The sequence below is a fragment of the Planctomycetia bacterium genome, from assembly GCA_034440135.1.
Classification (GTDB): Bacteria; Planctomycetota; Planctomycetia; order Pirellulales; family JALHLM01; genus JALHLM01.
In genome coordinates this window covers 25,547-40,941 of the sequence record JAWXBP010000223.1, presented here as the reverse complement: position 1 = coordinate 40,941, position 15,395 = coordinate 25,547, and the positions used below count along the sequence as shown (strand labels likewise).

At 60.9% G+C, this 15,395-nt stretch carries 13 protein-coding genes; 5 read left to right on the top strand and 8 right to left on the bottom strand.

Annotation, left to right across the window (positions count from 1 at the left end):
• Positions 1-54: 54 nt before the first annotated feature.
• The 3 genes from SGJ19_12915 to SGJ19_12905 all read right to left on the bottom strand — a co-directional run bounded on the left by SGJ19_12915 (position 55) and on the right by SGJ19_12905 (position 4,022).
• Positions 55-603: a DUF1559 domain-containing protein gene (locus SGJ19_12915; GenBank protein MDZ4781148.1), complete on the bottom strand. Its 549-nt coding sequence runs from the start codon at positions 601-603 to the stop codon at positions 55-57.
• 274 nt (positions 604-877) lie between these two features.
• Entirely contained in the window at positions 878-2,254 is a 1,377-nt protein-coding gene (locus SGJ19_12910) for an excinuclease ABC subunit UvrC (GenBank protein ID MDZ4781147.1), read from the bottom strand.
• Positions 2,255-2,456: 202 nt separating this feature from the next.
• Positions 2,457-4,022 carry a prenyltransferase/squalene oxidase repeat-containing protein gene (locus SGJ19_12905; protein ID MDZ4781146.1) on the bottom strand — a complete coding sequence of 522 codons (1,566 nt, stop codon included), beginning with the start codon at positions 4,020-4,022 and terminating at the stop codon, positions 2,457-2,459.
• 332 nt (positions 4,023-4,354) lie between these two features.
• On the opposite strand from SGJ19_12905, the gene SGJ19_12900 reads away from it, so the two are divergent.
• The 4 genes from SGJ19_12900 (at position 4,355) to SGJ19_12885 (ending at position 10,133) form a co-directional block, all read left to right on the top strand.
• Entirely contained in the window at positions 4,355-6,169 is a 1,815-nt protein-coding gene (locus SGJ19_12900; protein ID MDZ4781145.1) for a redoxin family protein, read from the top strand.
• Positions 6,170-6,394: 225 nt separating this feature from the next.
• Positions 6,395-7,864: an amidohydrolase family protein gene (locus SGJ19_12895; protein ID MDZ4781144.1), complete on the top strand. Its 1,470-nt coding sequence runs from the start codon at positions 6,395-6,397 to the stop codon at positions 7,862-7,864.
• A gap of 125 nt (positions 7,865-7,989) precedes the next feature.
• A complete protein-coding gene (gene aroA / locus SGJ19_12890; protein ID MDZ4781143.1) occupies positions 7,990-9,291 on the top strand; it encodes a 3-phosphoshikimate 1-carboxyvinyltransferase in 1,302 nt (433 codons plus the stop codon).
• Positions 9,292-9,368: 77 nt separating this feature from the next.
• Positions 9,369-10,133, top strand: a complete 765-nt coding sequence (locus SGJ19_12885) for a phytanoyl-CoA dioxygenase family protein (GenBank protein ID MDZ4781142.1) — start codon at positions 9,369-9,371, stop codon at positions 10,131-10,133.
• Between the two features lie 130 nt (positions 10,134-10,263).
• Here the strand turns inward: SGJ19_12885 and SGJ19_12880 are convergent, their stop codons facing one another.
• The 4 genes from SGJ19_12880 to SGJ19_12865 all read right to left on the bottom strand — a co-directional run bounded on the left by SGJ19_12880 (position 10,264) and on the right by SGJ19_12865 (position 12,255).
• Entirely contained in the window at positions 10,264-10,707 is a 444-nt protein-coding gene (locus SGJ19_12880) for a CBS domain-containing protein (GenBank protein ID MDZ4781141.1), read from the bottom strand.
• Positions 10,708-11,128: 421 nt separating this feature from the next.
• Entirely contained in the window at positions 11,129-11,431 is a 303-nt protein-coding gene (locus SGJ19_12875) for a hypothetical protein (GenBank protein ID MDZ4781140.1), read from the bottom strand.
• The gene (locus SGJ19_12870) at positions 11,428-11,679 is read right to left on the bottom strand and encodes a hypothetical protein (protein MDZ4781139.1); all 252 of its coding nucleotides are present in this window, start codon (positions 11,677-11,679) and stop codon (positions 11,428-11,430) included. Before SGJ19_12870 ends, SGJ19_12875 begins: the two co-directional genes overlap by 4 nt.
• A 240-nt stretch (positions 11,680-11,919) precedes the next feature.
• Complete coding sequence (locus tag SGJ19_12865; protein ID MDZ4781138.1) at positions 11,920-12,255, bottom strand: Rieske (2Fe-2S) protein; 336 nt, start codon at positions 12,253-12,255, stop codon at positions 11,920-11,922.
• A 161-nt stretch (positions 12,256-12,416) separates the two neighbouring features.
• Here SGJ19_12865 and folE point away from each other — a divergent pair, with 161 nt between their 5' ends.
• Positions 12,417-12,992 carry a GTP cyclohydrolase I FolE gene (gene folE, locus SGJ19_12860; GenBank protein MDZ4781137.1) on the top strand — a complete coding sequence of 192 codons (576 nt, stop codon included), beginning with the start codon at positions 12,417-12,419 and terminating at the stop codon, positions 12,990-12,992.
• Positions 12,993-13,120: 128 nt separating this feature from the next.
• Here folE and SGJ19_12855 read toward each other — a convergent pair whose 3' ends face one another.
• Positions 13,121-15,019: a LamG-like jellyroll fold domain-containing protein gene (locus SGJ19_12855; protein ID MDZ4781136.1), complete on the bottom strand. Its 1,899-nt coding sequence runs from the start codon at positions 15,017-15,019 to the stop codon at positions 13,121-13,123.
• Positions 15,020-15,395: the final 376 nt, after the last annotated feature.

Here is a 15,395-nt window from a genome sequence, read left to right as displayed (position 1 = left end):
GTGCAAGACGGCGCGCTGGCTTTGGGCGCGACATGCCTGACCTACCGAATTGAATCAAGGCGAGTGAAATTCCACGGAGCTATCGGTACTCGTTACGAGCGAACCGCCACTATGCGGGCCAGGCTTGGTCCGCCAGTCATCGAAATGAACTTCTGGACCGGATAGCCAGTGCTCGCCGAAACCCAACGGAGCATCGCCAATCCTCCAGACATCGCGGTTGGAGTTGGTCGCCAAGGCGTAATGTGCACGGGGGATTCCAGATTCTGTTTCTCGCACTACGGAAGGGCAGCGCAAGATCGTGGGCAATTCGTTCGCCACCGGCGAGCCGGCCATAATCGCCGCCGCCGTCTCCTTCTGCTCCAGGAATTGCAATAAGGCCACCGACCATCCGCCCAGTTGAACTCCGTCAGGCCGCTCCGGCACGCGCCGATAAGCGTCAATGTACATCCGCATCGCCATGCTGAGTTGGCGAAGATTGCTCTCGCAATTCGCCCGCCGCGCGGATTCTCTTGATCGCATGAGCGCCGGTGTCAGCAACGCCAGTAGGCCGGCAATGATGAATAGGACAATCAGGACTTCCAATAGCGTTAGGGCTCGTCGCATCAAGTAGCTCCAATTCTGCGAGGCAATCCCCGCTCTGACTCCATCATTATTTGGTGATATGCAGAATTGTAGGTCAGGTAAAATTCATACTGATAGGTGATGCATGCCCAAGGCGGTGGTTGGCAGCGACTACCGAAGCGCCGAGCTGGGATTGCCTGACTTAGTATCGACGTCGCTCCCGTCAGGCAATCCCCGCATGATGGAACGTTCCTCCGCTTACGTTGTCGTGCAAGAACACGCGCGGGCATTGGGCGCGGTATGCCTGACCTACTTCTCAATCCCCCAACTGAGACTTCTTCCGCAAGATGTGATGATAATGCTGCGCGAAGCGGTGGGCCTCGTCGCGGACGTATTGTAGTAACCGCAAGGCGTACGCGTGGCGGCTGAGCTTGAGTGGTTCGCTTTCGCCGGGGCGGAAGATTTCTTCTTCCTTTTTCGCCAGCGAGATTACCGTCGGCGGTTCCACGCCGAGCGTGCGGAAGGCGTCCATGCCGGCGTTGAGCTGGCCTTTGCCGCCGTCGATTAGCAGGATGTCCGGGAAGGACTCGTCCTGGTCGCGCAGCCGCGTGAAGCGGCGCAGCACCACTTCGTGGATGCTCTGGAAATCGTCGATCCCCTCGACGCCCCGGATGCGGAACCGCTTGTAGCCGGGCTTGAACGGTAGCCCGTCGATGAACTGCACTAGGCTGGCCACCGTTTCGCCGCCGCCGAGATGGGCGATATCGACCCCTTCAATCACGCGCGGCTTCTTCTCCAGCTTGAGCACTTTTTTCAAGCCGGCGAGTCCCTTCTTCGGGTCGATGAAGAACACCTCCGGCTGGACGTGCTTGTCGAGTTTGCCGCGGCGGTCGAGGGTTTTCAGCATCTGGATTTCATCCCGCAACCGCGCCGCTTTTTCGAACCGCAGTTCCTTCGAGGCGGACGCCATTTCTTCGCGCATCGATTTCAACAGCGCTTCTTTCTTGCCTTCCAGAAACATCCGCAGCCGATCGATGTCCTTGCGATATTCCTCTTTCGTGATTCGCAGGTTGCACGGCGCGGTGCATTGGTTGATGCTCGCCAGCAAACAGGGGCGATACCACCGCCAGCGCGGGTCGCCGTCGCGGATGTCCAGCGTGCAGTTGCGGAACTTGAAAATCTTCTGCAACACCTGAATCGCGCCGCGCAGACTGCCGGCGCTCAGGAACGGGCCGTAGAGCTTGACGCCCTTTTGCGCCGGCTCCCGCGTGAACTCGACCGTGGGGAAATCCTCGCCGGTCGTGATCTGCAAATACGGGAACGACTTGTCGTCGCGCAGGTCTTTGTTGTATTTCGGCTGAACGTCCTTCACCAATCGCGCTTCGAGCAACAATGCGTCCACCTCGCTCTCGGCGGCAATGAAATCGATGTCGCAGATTTCCCGCACTAGGTCGGTCGTCCGCCGGTCCGCGGCCGCCGCCTTGAGAAAGTAACTCCCGGCCCGGGCACGGAGATTCTTGGCCTTGCCGATGTAGATCACCCGGCCGGCCGAGTCCTTCATCAGATAAATGCCTGGCGCGCGGGGAAACTCGCGCACCTTCGACAAGGCGCGGCGGAACCCAAAGGTGCCGACGCTATCAACGCCGCCATCGGGCGGAAGTTCGGCGTCCTGCTGAGGAAGAGGCTCGTCCATGGGCGAGAGAGGGTCCGGTTCAGTGGCGTCGAACCGAATTATACGGCAACGGCGAGATACGACACGTGCCTGTGGGAGGCGTCTCCGACGCCGATTGGGAAAGCAGGTCTAGCAAAACGACGCGAATTCACCGCCCGCGTCCGTTTCATCGGCGTCGGAGACGCCTCCCACAGTCGATGGCGGAAGGCGATTTTCGCCGCTGTCAATCCTGGAATTTCTCTTCGCCGGCCTGTTCCTGGTAGATCGGCATGTGGCGGTAATAGACTTCGAGGATCATCGTCGACAGGGCGGTCGAATAATGCCGGCCTCCTTCTCGGTCGCCGTGAGCGCCGCCGCTGAAATGCCAGCTGCCCAATTCATGTCCGCCAGCGGCCTGTTCCTTGACGAGGAAGTCCCGCATTTTGGGATTCCACTTCTCCCACGGGTCGCCGCCGAAGTGGCTCATCACCTGCGTGGCGTAGTAGTTGTAATACATGTCGCTATCGGAAGGCCCGCGATCGCTCAGCGTTTGCACGCCGCGCATCAAAGCAGCGTGGTCCCGCTTCCAGCCCATGTACATGCGGCACAGCAAACCAATGGCGGTCGTCGCCGTGCCGGCGGGCGGGTTCTGATATCCGTAGCCGGCGCCACTGTCGGTTTGCACCGTGTCGAGAAAATGGCTCGCGCCGGCCACGGTCCGCGGATCAATTCGCAAATACGACAGCTGCCCACTCTTGAGCGCCATCAACTGCCAACCGACCACCGACGTGTCGCCTGGTTGTCTCGGCAGATAACGCCACCCGCCACCGACCGGGTCTTGCGCGTAGGTGATGAAATCGAGCGAAGCCTGAGCCGGACCTTCCAGGCCTTTGTCGTCGGTCATACCGTAGGCTTCGCACAGCGCGATGGCGCAAATACCATGTGAATACATGCCAGCCGGGACCGGGTCATTCAGAGCGCCCGGCACGTTTTCGTGCGCGTGCATGTTGTTCATCAGGAAGTACAGGCCGCTTTGCACGACCTCCTTGTACTTCCCTTCGCGGTGCGTGTTGCCGGCCCCCAGAAACGGCATCAATGCGATGCCGGTTGCGCCAAGATTCGCGCGGTTGCCGAGCATGCCAGGATTGCCGCAGCGGCCTTGGCAATCGCCCTGTGTGTGATCGAAGCTCCAACTGCCGTCCTGGTTCTGATGGGCGGCCAGCCATGCGAGCGCCCGAGCCACCGCAGCTTCGCTTTCGCCTGTGCCGCCGCGTTCGATGACGAGCCGCTTGCGCATCCCCTCGCCACGTCCCGCAAGCCCTGACCCGACGGAGCTGCCGATTTCGCTCATCAGATCCGACGAGCCGGAATTCAGCCCCGGGGCGTCGAGTTCCACCGCCAGACTCGCGGCGGGCGCATCGCTGATTTCGGAGACGCCGATGCTCTCGCTCAACCCGGTGACCTCGGTCGGCACGGACAGTTCGGTTTCCGTGGCGTCGAGCGAGGCCGGCTGCGGCAAATCGAGCGCCGCCACGTCGGTCAGGCCCTCTTCGTCGCTGACCGTCGTGGCGACCAGGTTCCGCACCTGCTGCTTGATCTCGGGCAGCATCATCAGCCCAAGGGCCAGGATTACCAGTAAATGGACGACGGCGCTGAACAGCCAACTGGGGGCCGTGGTCAGCCAGTCGAGCTTGCCGGCCTGCTCCAGTTGGTCGAGCTGCTCCAGCGTTTCGGAACGGGGCGCAGCCGTGGCGGCGCTCTCGGGCTCCGCAACGGCGGTCGACGTACTGGAGGAGTCCTGGTCGGACATCGTGGCTGCTGCCGAAAATTGCCGCTGTTCCGTCGGAAAGGAGGGTCGGCACGGACTTCCGTCAGAATCCCTCCCCCGACGTGCGCCGCTCCTCCTTCTAGCGTACACAAATTAGCCATGGGCGGCCAGTTTTTGGACACAAAGCGCGTGCGCAACGCCGTGGTGGAAGGCGTCACTTAAGCATTAAAGCGCTTGAGCGGTCGAATTGTCACAAAAAACAAGCGTGAAACCGCCATCACTTGGCTCGGGTATTTCCGTTATAATCGGGCTTCCGACCGCGCTTTGGCTGCGCGCCCTCGGGACACTCGACACTTTTGAGGAGGTTGGCTGCGATGCGGCAATTCGGGACGGTTCGCGGCGCGTGTTCGGTAGCTCTCACCCTGCTCACCGCGATTTCGGCTTTCGGGCCGCAGGCCAGGGCGAATGTACCGGTCGGCACTCGGGTGCCCAACTTCGTGCTGGCTGACGCTGCCGGCCAGACGCAAGCCCTGGCGGATTTCCGCGACCAGAAAGCAGTCGTGCTCGTGTTCTTGGGGACCGAATGCCCGGTGGCGAATCTGTACGTCCCGGACTTGGTCGCCATGCAGGAGAAGTATCGCGACCAAGGGGTCCGGTTCATTGCGATCAATGCCAACCCGACCGACACGGCCGAAGAGATCGCCAAACACGCCGAAGAGTTCGGCCTCAAGTTGCCGGTCTGGATCGACGCCGGCGGACGTGTCGCCCAGACATTGGGCGTCACTCGCACGCCCGAAGTGTTGTTGCTCGACGACCGCGCCGCGGTGCGCTATCGCGGGCGCATCGACGATCGCTACGGCGTCGACTACAAGCGCAACGAAGCCACGCGCCACGACTTGGCGGAAGCCATCGACGAGCATTTGGCCGGCAAGCCAGTGACCATCGCCGAAACCGAACCGGTCGGCTGCCTGATCTCGTTCCCGTCCGCGAAAGAAATCAATGCCGACGTGACATACTCGAAGGAAGTCGCGCGGATCGTCCAAGAGAACTGCCAGAAATGCCACCACGCCGGCACCGCCGCGCCGTTTGAGATGCTCTCGTTCGACGACGTGATGAACCACGGCGAGATGATCAAGGAAGTCGTGCAGCGCCGCCAGATGCCGCCTTGGCACGCCGACCCGCGTTACGGCACGTTCTCGAATGATCGACGGCTGACCGAACAGGAAATCGACACGCTGGTCGCCTGGGTCGACGCTGGCATGCCGCGCGGCGACGACAAGGATCTGCCGACGACCGTCGAATACGCCGACGGCTGGACGATCGGCAAGCCGGACATCATCTTCGAAATGCCGGAAGACGTAAGCGTCCCCGCCTCTGGCACCGTGCCGTATCGCTACTTCACGACCGAAACGAACTTTGAAGAGGACGTTTGGATTCAAGCCGCCGAAGCACGCCCGGGCAACCGCGCTGCGGTGCATCACATCATCGCCTTCTACCAAGAGCCGGGCAAAGAACCGTCGCGCCGTTTCGAGGATCAATGGATCGTCGCCACGGCGCCGGGAGATATGCCGCTCGTGCTGCCGCCGGGCGTGGCGCGCAAGATTCCGAAGGGATCCAAAATCGTCTGGCAAATGCATTACACGCCCACCGGCAAGGAAGAGAAAGATCGCTCGCAAATCGGGCTGATTCTTTACAAGGGAGACGAGCCGCCCAAGTACGAAGCCCGCACGCGCGGCTTGGCCAACGTGCGCTTGCAGATTCCGCCGGGGGCCTCGCATCACGAAGTAAAGTCGCAGTTGACGGTGCCGGCCGACGTCTATCTGCTTTCCTTCTCCCCGCACATGCACGTGCGCGGCAAAGATTTCGAGTACAAGGCCACGTTCCCGGATGGAAAGCAGGAAGTCCTGCTTTCCGTGCCCCAGTACGACTTCAACTGGCAGAGCACCTACCGGCTGCCGGAACCACGGTTCGTCCCCCAGGGCACGAAGATTCAGTGCGTGGCGCACTACGACAACTCGCCCAACAACCCGGCGAATCCGGACCCCAAGATTGAAGTCCACTGGGGCGATCAGACCTGGGAAGAAATGATGATCGGCTACATGGACTACATGCTGGCCGACGGCGTGCCGAAGGCAGCGGCCGACGTCGCCGCGCCCGGCGAAGACGTGCTGGATACGCCGAAGCCGTAGTTACAGAGCGCTTATTCCAGAACCGGCGTAGTGAGGAATGACGAATTTCTAAATCCGAATGTCGAATCAAGTCCGAATGACGAAGCTCGAATGACCTAAGCCAAAGCATGGCCAAACTCATTCGACATTTAGGCATTCGTCGTTCATTCGACATTCAGATTTAGAAATTCGTCATTCCGCCGCTGACCGAATTCCGGCTCACAGCAACAATATCCCGAGGCGGCCATGTGGGTTCGACAGTGTGAATTGGACGCGAATGTTGAGGAGCGTCCGCCGATTCCGATGCGGATCGCGTCCAACGAAGAATTTGTGCCGCCGCCGCAGTCGGATGAACAGAAGCAAGTCGAACTGCGTCTCTGGGCATTAGCCGAGCGCGCCGCCACGCGATTGAACATGAGCCGGCGCGATTTTCTCCGCACCGGCTGCGGGATGGCCGCCGCCATGCTCGCGCTGAACCAGGTCTACGGCCCGTACTACGAAGTGCAGGCCGACGAACTGGAAGACATGGGCAAGGTCCGCGAGCGTTGGCCCAAAGAGCAATTCATTTTCGACGTGCAGACGCATCACGTCGACGTCAACAAGAATTGGTACAACGACACGCCCGACGGCAAGAAATTCGCCGAGTTCTTCAAGCTGATCCGCATCGAAGGCGATCTGGACGACAGTCTCAACCGGCTCAATCTGGATCACTACGTCAAAGAGATCTTCTTCGACAGCGACACGGTGATGGCCGTCATCTCCGGCGTGCCGACGCGCGAATGGAACAAAAACCCGTTGCCGCCGGATCAGATGGCGGCCACGCGCGATCACGTGAATCGCCTGGCGGGTTCGGAGCGCGTGCTCGCCCACGGTCTCGTGCGCCCGAATCTCGGCAGCAGCGAACTGGACGAAATGGAGCGCCAGGTCAAGGTGCTCGGCATCCGCGCCTGGAAGATGTACACCGGCGCCGAAATCGGTGAAGAAGCCTGGTGGATGGACGACGAAAAGGTCGCCTATCCCTGCTGGGAAAAAACCAAGGCCCTCGGCATCAAGAACTGCTGCGTCCACAAGGGTTTGCCGCTCGGCCTCTTCAACGAAGAACACTGCCGGCCGAAAGACCTCGTGAAAGCGGCCCGCGATTGGCCGGATTTGAACTTCATCGTCTATCACTCCGCGTTCGTGGGCTTCGGCGGCGACGCGAAGTGGATGAAAGAAGGCGATCCGCAGTACATCCCCTGGACGAGCGACCTGCTTAAGGACTTGAAGGCCAACCCGAACATCAAGAACATCTACTTCGAGCTCGGCAGCACGTTTAATCAACTCTCCGCATTCGCACCGGAAAAGTGCTTGCACATGCTCGGGCAGATGATCCAGGTCTCCGGGGCCGATCACATCCTCTGGGGCACCGATTCCATCTGGGGCGGCAGTCCGCAGAGCCAGATCGAACGCTTGCGCCGCCTGAAAATGACCGACGAACTCCGCGACAAGTTCGGCTACTCCGACCTGACGCCCGAGATCAAAAACCAAATCTTCGGCCTCAACGCGGCGAAGCTGTTCGAGCTGGACCCCAACGCCCAGCGCAAGGCCATCGAACACGACCGCTTCAGTCAACTCCGCAAAGAATACGACCGCAACCCCAGCCCCACGAACACGCAATACGGCTGGATCTGGGTGGAAGACGGGAGCGAGCCGACCACGCCGATCGGGCCGGGCTAGGCAGCGAATCATGCGATTGCGAGCTGGCCATTGTCGCCTTTCGCTCCGCGAAAGGGCTTCCTTTCGCAGAGCGAAAGGCGACAATCAAGGCAGGCGTCACCAACATTATTCTTTGTATCCTGCCGATGGCTCGCGGCAGAACTCCCTTGTCCCCAAGTATCGCGATTACGCCCCGTGGCCCCTTAAACGCCACGATTCGCCCGCCGGGGTCGAAGAGTATCACGAATCGCGCGCTGGTCTGCGCGGCGCTCGCGGCTGGGCGCTCGACGCTCTCCGGCGCACTCGACAGCGACGACACGCGCGTGATGGTCGATTGCCTCCGCAAGCTCGGCATCGCTGTGGATCACAGCGCCGAGGCGCGAACGCTGACGGTAGATGGTTGCGGCGGGCGCATTTCCGCGAGGGAAGCCGATCTCTTCGTCGGCAATAGCGGTACGACGGTCCGCTTCCTCACGGCGCTCGTCACGCTGGGCCGTGGCGTGTATCGACTGGACGGCGTCGCGCGAATGCGTGAGCGGCCGATCGAGGATCAGCTCGACGCTTTGCGACAACTTGGCGCGAAGCTGACGTGCGAGCTCGGCACGGGCTGCCCGCCGGTCCGCGTCGAAGCGAATGGACTACCCGGCGGTAAGTCCCGCGTGCGCGGCGATGTTTCGAGCCAGTTCCTGAGCGGACTCTTGATGACGGCGCCCTGCGCGTTGTCGGACGTCGAGTTGTCCGTCGACGGCGTACTCGTCTCGCAACCGTACATTCACATGACGCTGGCGGTGATGCGGTCCTTTGGCATCGCCGTCGAAATCGCACCGGATCTGAGTCACTTCAAGATTCGCGGCGCGCGGCGCTACGAGCCGCGCGAGTACGCCATCGAACCGGACGCCTCGGCGGCCAGCTACTTCTTCGGCGCCGCAGCGATCGCCGGCGGCCAGGCCACAGTGGACGGGCTCTCGCGACAAAGCCTCCAAGGAGACATCGCCTTTGCCGACGTCCTCGCGCAAATGGGCTGCGACGTCGAGTTCGACGATGTTCACAATCGCACCACGGTGCGCAGCGGTGCGCTCCACGGGACCGACGTCAACATGAACGCGATCAGCGATACCGTGCAAACGCTCGGCGCGGTGGCTCTCTTCGCTGACGGCCCGACGACGATCACCGGCGTCGGCCACATCCGCCACAAAGAGACGGATCGCATCGCGGCGATGGCGACCGAATTGCGCAAGCTCGGCGCGACGGTCGAAGAATTCGCCGACGGGATGAAGATTACTCCCGGGCCGTTGCACGGCGCGGCAATCGACACCTATGACGATCACCGCATGGCGATGAGCCTCGCCCTGGCCGGCCTGCGCATCCCCGGCGTCGTCATCAACGACCCCGGCTGCACGGCGAAGACCTATCCGGAATTTTTTCAGGATTTGGCGTCGCTTAAGTAACTGCGGCGCGTGCTCTCGTCGTTGAGCGGTTGTGATATAATCGCGCTCTCGATCGACATCATTCGCGAGGCCCTCTTATGTCCGCAGGTCCGCTCACGCCCGATGAACTGGCTCAGTACCAGCGCGACGGATTCATCCTCGTGCGCAAACTGTTCCACGACGATGAAATGTCGCGACTCCTGGAGTTCGCCCAACAGGATCCCGCGCTCTCGGCTTCGGCTTACGGACGCAAAGACGCGACCGGCATGGAGACGAAGCTCGCGCTTTGGAACGAACCGGGCGAGAATTTGTACGGCATGTTTGCCCGTTCGCCGCGCGTTGTCGATCGGATGGAGCAATTGCTCGGCGGCGAAGTCTACCACTGGCACATGAAGATGATGCTGAAAGAACCGCGCGTCGGTGGCGCCTGGGAATGGCATCAGGACTACGGCTACTGGTATCACAACGGCTGCCTGTTTCCGTTGTTGGCGAGCTGCCTGATCGCCGTCACGCCTTCCAACCGGGAGAACGGCTGCCTGCAGGTCTTGCGCGGCTCGCAACAATTGGGCCGCATCGACCACGGCAAAACCGGCGATCAAACCGGCGCCGACATGGAACGCGTCAACGCCGCGCTCGAACGCATGGAACTAAGCTACGTCGAGTGCCAGCCCGGCGACGCGCTCTTCTTCGACGGCAACCTGCTGCACCGCTCCGACCAGAATCTTTCCGATCACCCGCGCTGGTCGCTGATTTGCTGCTACAACGCCGCCCGCAACAGCCCCTACAAGGTGACGCGGCATCCAGCGTACACGAAGCTGGAGAAGGTCAGCGACGCCGCGATCAAAACGTGGACGGCGGAATGACGAAGGTCGAATTACGGAATACTCAAATGAGAAATGGCCCGGCAACCTCATCAGGCGCCGGGCCATTCGTCATTCAATCATTCCGACTTGATTCGACATTCGGATTTAGAAACTCGACATTCCTCTTCCACTACCCATGCAGGTAGCTCTTCAAGTAGTGGTTCTCCATCGTCATGGCGTCGTGTTGCGCCTTGACCAGGTCGCCGATGGAGATGATGCCGGCCAGCATGCCGCCGTCGAGCACGGGCAAGTGGCGGATGCGACGATCGGTCATGACGCCCATCGTGTCTTCGACCGAATCGTTCGGGCGGCCGGTGACCGGGTTGGAGGACATCACGTCGTGCACGTGCTGCCGTTCCAGCGGCGCCTTGCCCGCGGCGCAGGCGCGGAGGATATCGCGTTCGGTGATGATGCCGACCATGCGCGAGCGGAGTCCGTCGCCCGAGGTAGCGCAGACGATCAAGGAGCCGCAGTTGTGTTCGACCAAGGTGCGAACCACCTCGGCCAACGTCGCGGTCGGTTCGATGCTCAGGACCGCGTGCCCCTTGTGATTCAGAATGTCCAACAACGTCATGGCCGTGGCTCTCCCGTGAGTGGTGATAAGAGGGAGTCTGTCGAAAAGTGTGGGCGCGCCAAGACTGGCTTGACGCAACGGCGAACGCCGCGAAATCGAACTAGCGCCTCTGCCCCGACCAACAAGCCTATCTTACTTCGCGCGCAGCGCAGCCGTCAAAGCGCTTCGCGAAAAGAAAACTCAAGGCTTGTGCAAAGTTTCACGAAGTCGCGCGGCGTCTATTCGGAGATTCACCACAGTGGGCACGGAGAACTCGGAGGGGGAGGGAGAGTTTGAAGTCTTCAGTGTTCAGTTTTCAGGGAGGACTTTGCGTCCAGTAACTGAAAACTGAACAGTTCAAACTCTCTCAGCGTCTCCGCGGTTCAAAACGGCACACGCCTCCGTGTTCTCCGTGACCTCCGTGGTGAAAAACCTGAAAAGACTACTTACCCGGCAGCCGTTGTTTCCGCTTATCGGGTTGGCCCGTTTCAGCGCGGACGTGACAAAGGCGGCAGGGGGAAAAGACGCGGCCGCCGCAGTTGGGACAGCGCATGATCGGCCCGGTAGGCTGCCAATCGTCGTCCGGATCCTGGCGTCGCGTGGCTTCGTAGTCGGGTCTGCGGCCGGCCGCAATTAAGCTGACCGAGCCGCGGCTCACGCCGGTTAAGCGAGATATGGTACGAAACGAGTGCTTGCGTTCGCTTAACATCAACTCGACCAACTGCACTGGGGCGGGATGAATCATAGCGCGTCCTCGTCGTCGTCGGAGTCCAACCAAAAATCTCCCTGCTCTGGCTGCGCCTCTTCTTCTTCAAATCCCCAGTCCGGGTCTTCCTCTGGAAAAGGCATCTCGATGTCCTCGCCGTCGTGTCCGTCGCCGTCTTCGTCATCCCATTCCGCGGTGTTGGCAGGCGAAACGACAGCAGGCGACCGCTTGAATACGGTACAAATGTCCACTATTACGTCGCGCGGAAAAGCTGGGGAGGCGATCATGGTGGAGGCTCCGCGAGAAGGGCGAAACGGCGGGTTTACCGATAAACAACCCGCAGCACGACCGGCATCCTAAGACGGCGCGCGGCCAATTACAACAATTTTGTGTACAAATTTACAGTCAATCATTGCACAAAACTGCCGGCCGGCGTTGGGCAGGATTTTTCCCGCGAAACACGCGAAATGACGCGAAAGGGGAGTGGGCAAGGATTTTGAAAGCGTCGATTTCTACTGTTTCTGCAGTTAGCCAGGCCCCATTGGTAGCGCTTTGGCGGGGACGTTCACCTGCACTTCGTCGCCGACGACGCGGACAGGAAAGCTGTCGATCTTGATCCGCGGGTTATCGCACCAGGTGCCGTCCGAGGTGCGGAAACGCCAGGCGTGCCAGGGGCAGGTGACGATGCCGTCGATCACGGGGCCGTCGCCGAGGGACGCGCCCATATGGGGGCAAAGGTCGTCGATGGCCTGGTACTCGCCGCGCTCGAAAAAGACCGCCACCAGCCGGTCGTTGACGGTGAACGTTCGGCCCTGGCCTTCGGGAATGGCCCCGACTTTGCAAACGGTGGTGAATTCAGACATCGCGCGCGGGGTCCAGGTTGGGCAATCATCGGCACTCGCCGGTCCGGCTATAATATCTCCATTATTCCAATGGCGGGAGCGAGCTAGTGAGCGGAACGAATTCCAGCGAGCGGGACCACGGCAGCCTCTTGGGCGAGTTGGACGAAGGCGCAAACGGCCACTTGCCGGCGCCGGTCGACTTGCCGCGGATCGAGAAGGCAGTGCGCGAGATTCTGGCCGCCGTGGGCGAAGATCCCGATCGCGACGGGCTGCTGGAAACCCCCGCCCGGGTGGCGCGGATGTACGCCGAACTGTTTACCGGTTTGCGCGAAGACCCCAAGCAACACTTGAAAAAATTCTTCATCGAAAAGTACGACGAAGTCGTGCTGGTGAAAGACATCAGCTTCAACAGTGTCTGCGAGCACCACCTGTTGCCGTTCATGGGCGTGGCCCACATCGGCTACCTGCCGAACGGCCGCGTGATCGGGCTCAGCAAGTTGGCCCGCGTCGTGGAAGTGGTTTCACGCCGCCCGCAAGTGCAGGAGCGGATGACGGAGACGATCGCGGATCTCTTGGTGTCCGAGTTGGACGCCAAAGGCGTCGCCGTAGTGGTCGAAGCGACGCACACCTGCATGACGATCCGCGGCATCCGCCGCCCTGGCAGTCTGTGCGTCACCTCTGCAATGCGCGGGATATTCCGTTCACATCTTTCGAGCCGCAGCGAAGTGATGACGCTGATTTATGGCGGGCAGCGGTAACGCGTGTGACAGTTCGCCGATCGCACCAAGCCCAGGGAAGGCCCTAGATATCGTTGGCAATGGATCGATTTCGGTGGCCTTCCCTGGGCTTAACGAGCGCGAGCGGTTCGACTTTGCGGCGTCCGTATTTACTTGGCCGCAGTCTCGGTTGGTGTGGCGTCCACCGTCGCTGCGCTCTTGTCGATCTTCATGTAGTCGAACAAACGCCCTTCCAGGTCGAAGGCTTTGAATTCCAGCGTCCGGCCGTTCACGCCGACCAGGCAGTAGTGGTGGCCGTGTTTGACGTTGTTCTGGAAGTACGGCTTGATCGGCCCCGCGGTCTCCAGTCCGCCGCCGCCGCCGCCGGTGACCATGTAGATCGTGCCGGTGCGCTCGACCGGTTTGTCGTCCTTGAGCGGCCAGGTGCGCTCGTAGGAATGGATGTGACCGTTCCAGACCATGTCGACGCCGTACTTGTCATAGAGCACCGACAGCGGGCGCAAGCGCAGGTCGCCATGTTCCGACTTGCCATGCCACATATCGCCGTAATCGTCTTCGTCGGATGAATACGACGGATGATGGTACGAAACGAACTTCCAGAGCGCCGTCGACTTGGCCAACTCCGCTTCCAGCCATTTGTACTGCTCGCTGTCCGGGCCGCATTCCTTGTTGGAATCGATCATGAAGAACTGCGAGTTGCCGTATGTGAACGTGTAGTAATACTCCGGCGCGGGGCAGGAGACGTAGTCGTAGTAGAAGCGGTGATTCCGCTCGTGGTTGCCGATGACCGGGAAAAACGCCACGCGCGAGGCGATGGGATCCAGGCCCGGAAAAAAGTGCTCGGTCCAGTGCTTTTTGTTTGGGCCGCTGTCGACCAGGTCGCCGGGGATGATGAAGAAGTTCGGCCGCTGCATCCACATCATGTCGCTGAGCGTCTTGCACACGCCCGGGTTGCCTTGCGTGTCGGCGATCACGCCGAACGCGAACGGCGTTTCCAGCTTGTTCGCCGACTGAAAGGAGGACAATTCGCTTTGAATCGTGCGCCCGCGATCGTCGGTCGCGGTGACTTTGTAGTAATAGCCGGTCTCCGCCTTCAGCCCTTCCAAGCGAATCTCGTGGACTGTGACGCCGATTGTGCCCGAGGCCGAAAGACCGAACTTGTCGTTTTCGCCGAACTCGACTTTGCCATCGGCCGGGCGTGACGTTTCCCACATCACGGTGATGCCATCCTGCGTCACGTTTTGCAGGTACGGCTTGATGATAAACGTCAACTCGTCTGGCACGGCCCGCGCGGCGAGTGTCACGAGCTCGCTGCCATGTTCGAATTCATGGTCGACCCATTTCTGGGTGGCCACGAGATCGTAGACCGCGACGTCGCGAATTGAGCCTTGATGAAAATGCCGCTCGTCCCGATCCGCCACCGCGCCGATGATGTAGGGCGCGGTGCGGGAATAGTAAATGGGTCCGCTCTGCTCGTCGCTTTCGCCGTCGAGCTTACCATTGACGTAGATGCGCATCCGTGCGCCGTCATAGGTGCCGACGACGTGGTAATACTTGCCGACTTCGTAGGCGGTCTGCCCGACAAGCTTGGTGATGCGACCGTTGCCGTCGTTCGCGCCGAAGGCCGAGAGTGCGAAGGTGAACGATTGCTCGTTGTACCCGAGTCGCCAGCCGCGTTCTCCTTCGCCGTCTTCTTCGGAGATGCCGACAATGCCGCCATGCGGCCGGGGTGCTTCGATGGTCACCCAGGCGGACACGGTGAGATTTTTGTTCGGCAAGTAGTCGCCTACGTCGCGCGAGCCTTCGCCGATCACCAACGCGTCCTGCGCACCATCGAAGCGGAGCGCCGAGCCGTGGTCGTCGTCGACGAGCACGGGCGCGCCGTGGATCGTCGCGTCGAGCCCCAATCGCGCCTTCACCTTGCCACCTTGCATGGTCGTCTTGGTGAAGAGCCAATGCGACACGGGGTCCGGCCCTTCATGCGCCACGACGGGCGATGACATCCACAGCAGCAGGGCAATAACGGCCAAGACACGGAAGCGAATCATCGGGCGTGATCCTTAGCGAAACGGCGGTGCAAAATGGCGATCGCGGCGGGGAGAAGTTAGATCGCCAACGGGGGGTAATGCGCAGCGATTGTCTGGCGAATATGCGGTTCTCGCGGCACGTCGTCAATCGAAACGTCGGAATCACATACTCCTCAAACAACTATCTCACACCAAAGGCCAGTAATCGAGTGCGAAATGCGCAGCGGATTTAATTCCAGCGTTTTTCCTTGACTGCGTTGCCGCCGCCGATATGCTGAGCGCGCCGGCCCGATTGCGCTGCATTCGATAACTCGTCGCGCAGACTTTCGACCGGCGATCGGGGGCGGCTATGCGATCGACTTCGTCGCCTTGCGCGTCGCGGAAATTTCTGCGCCTG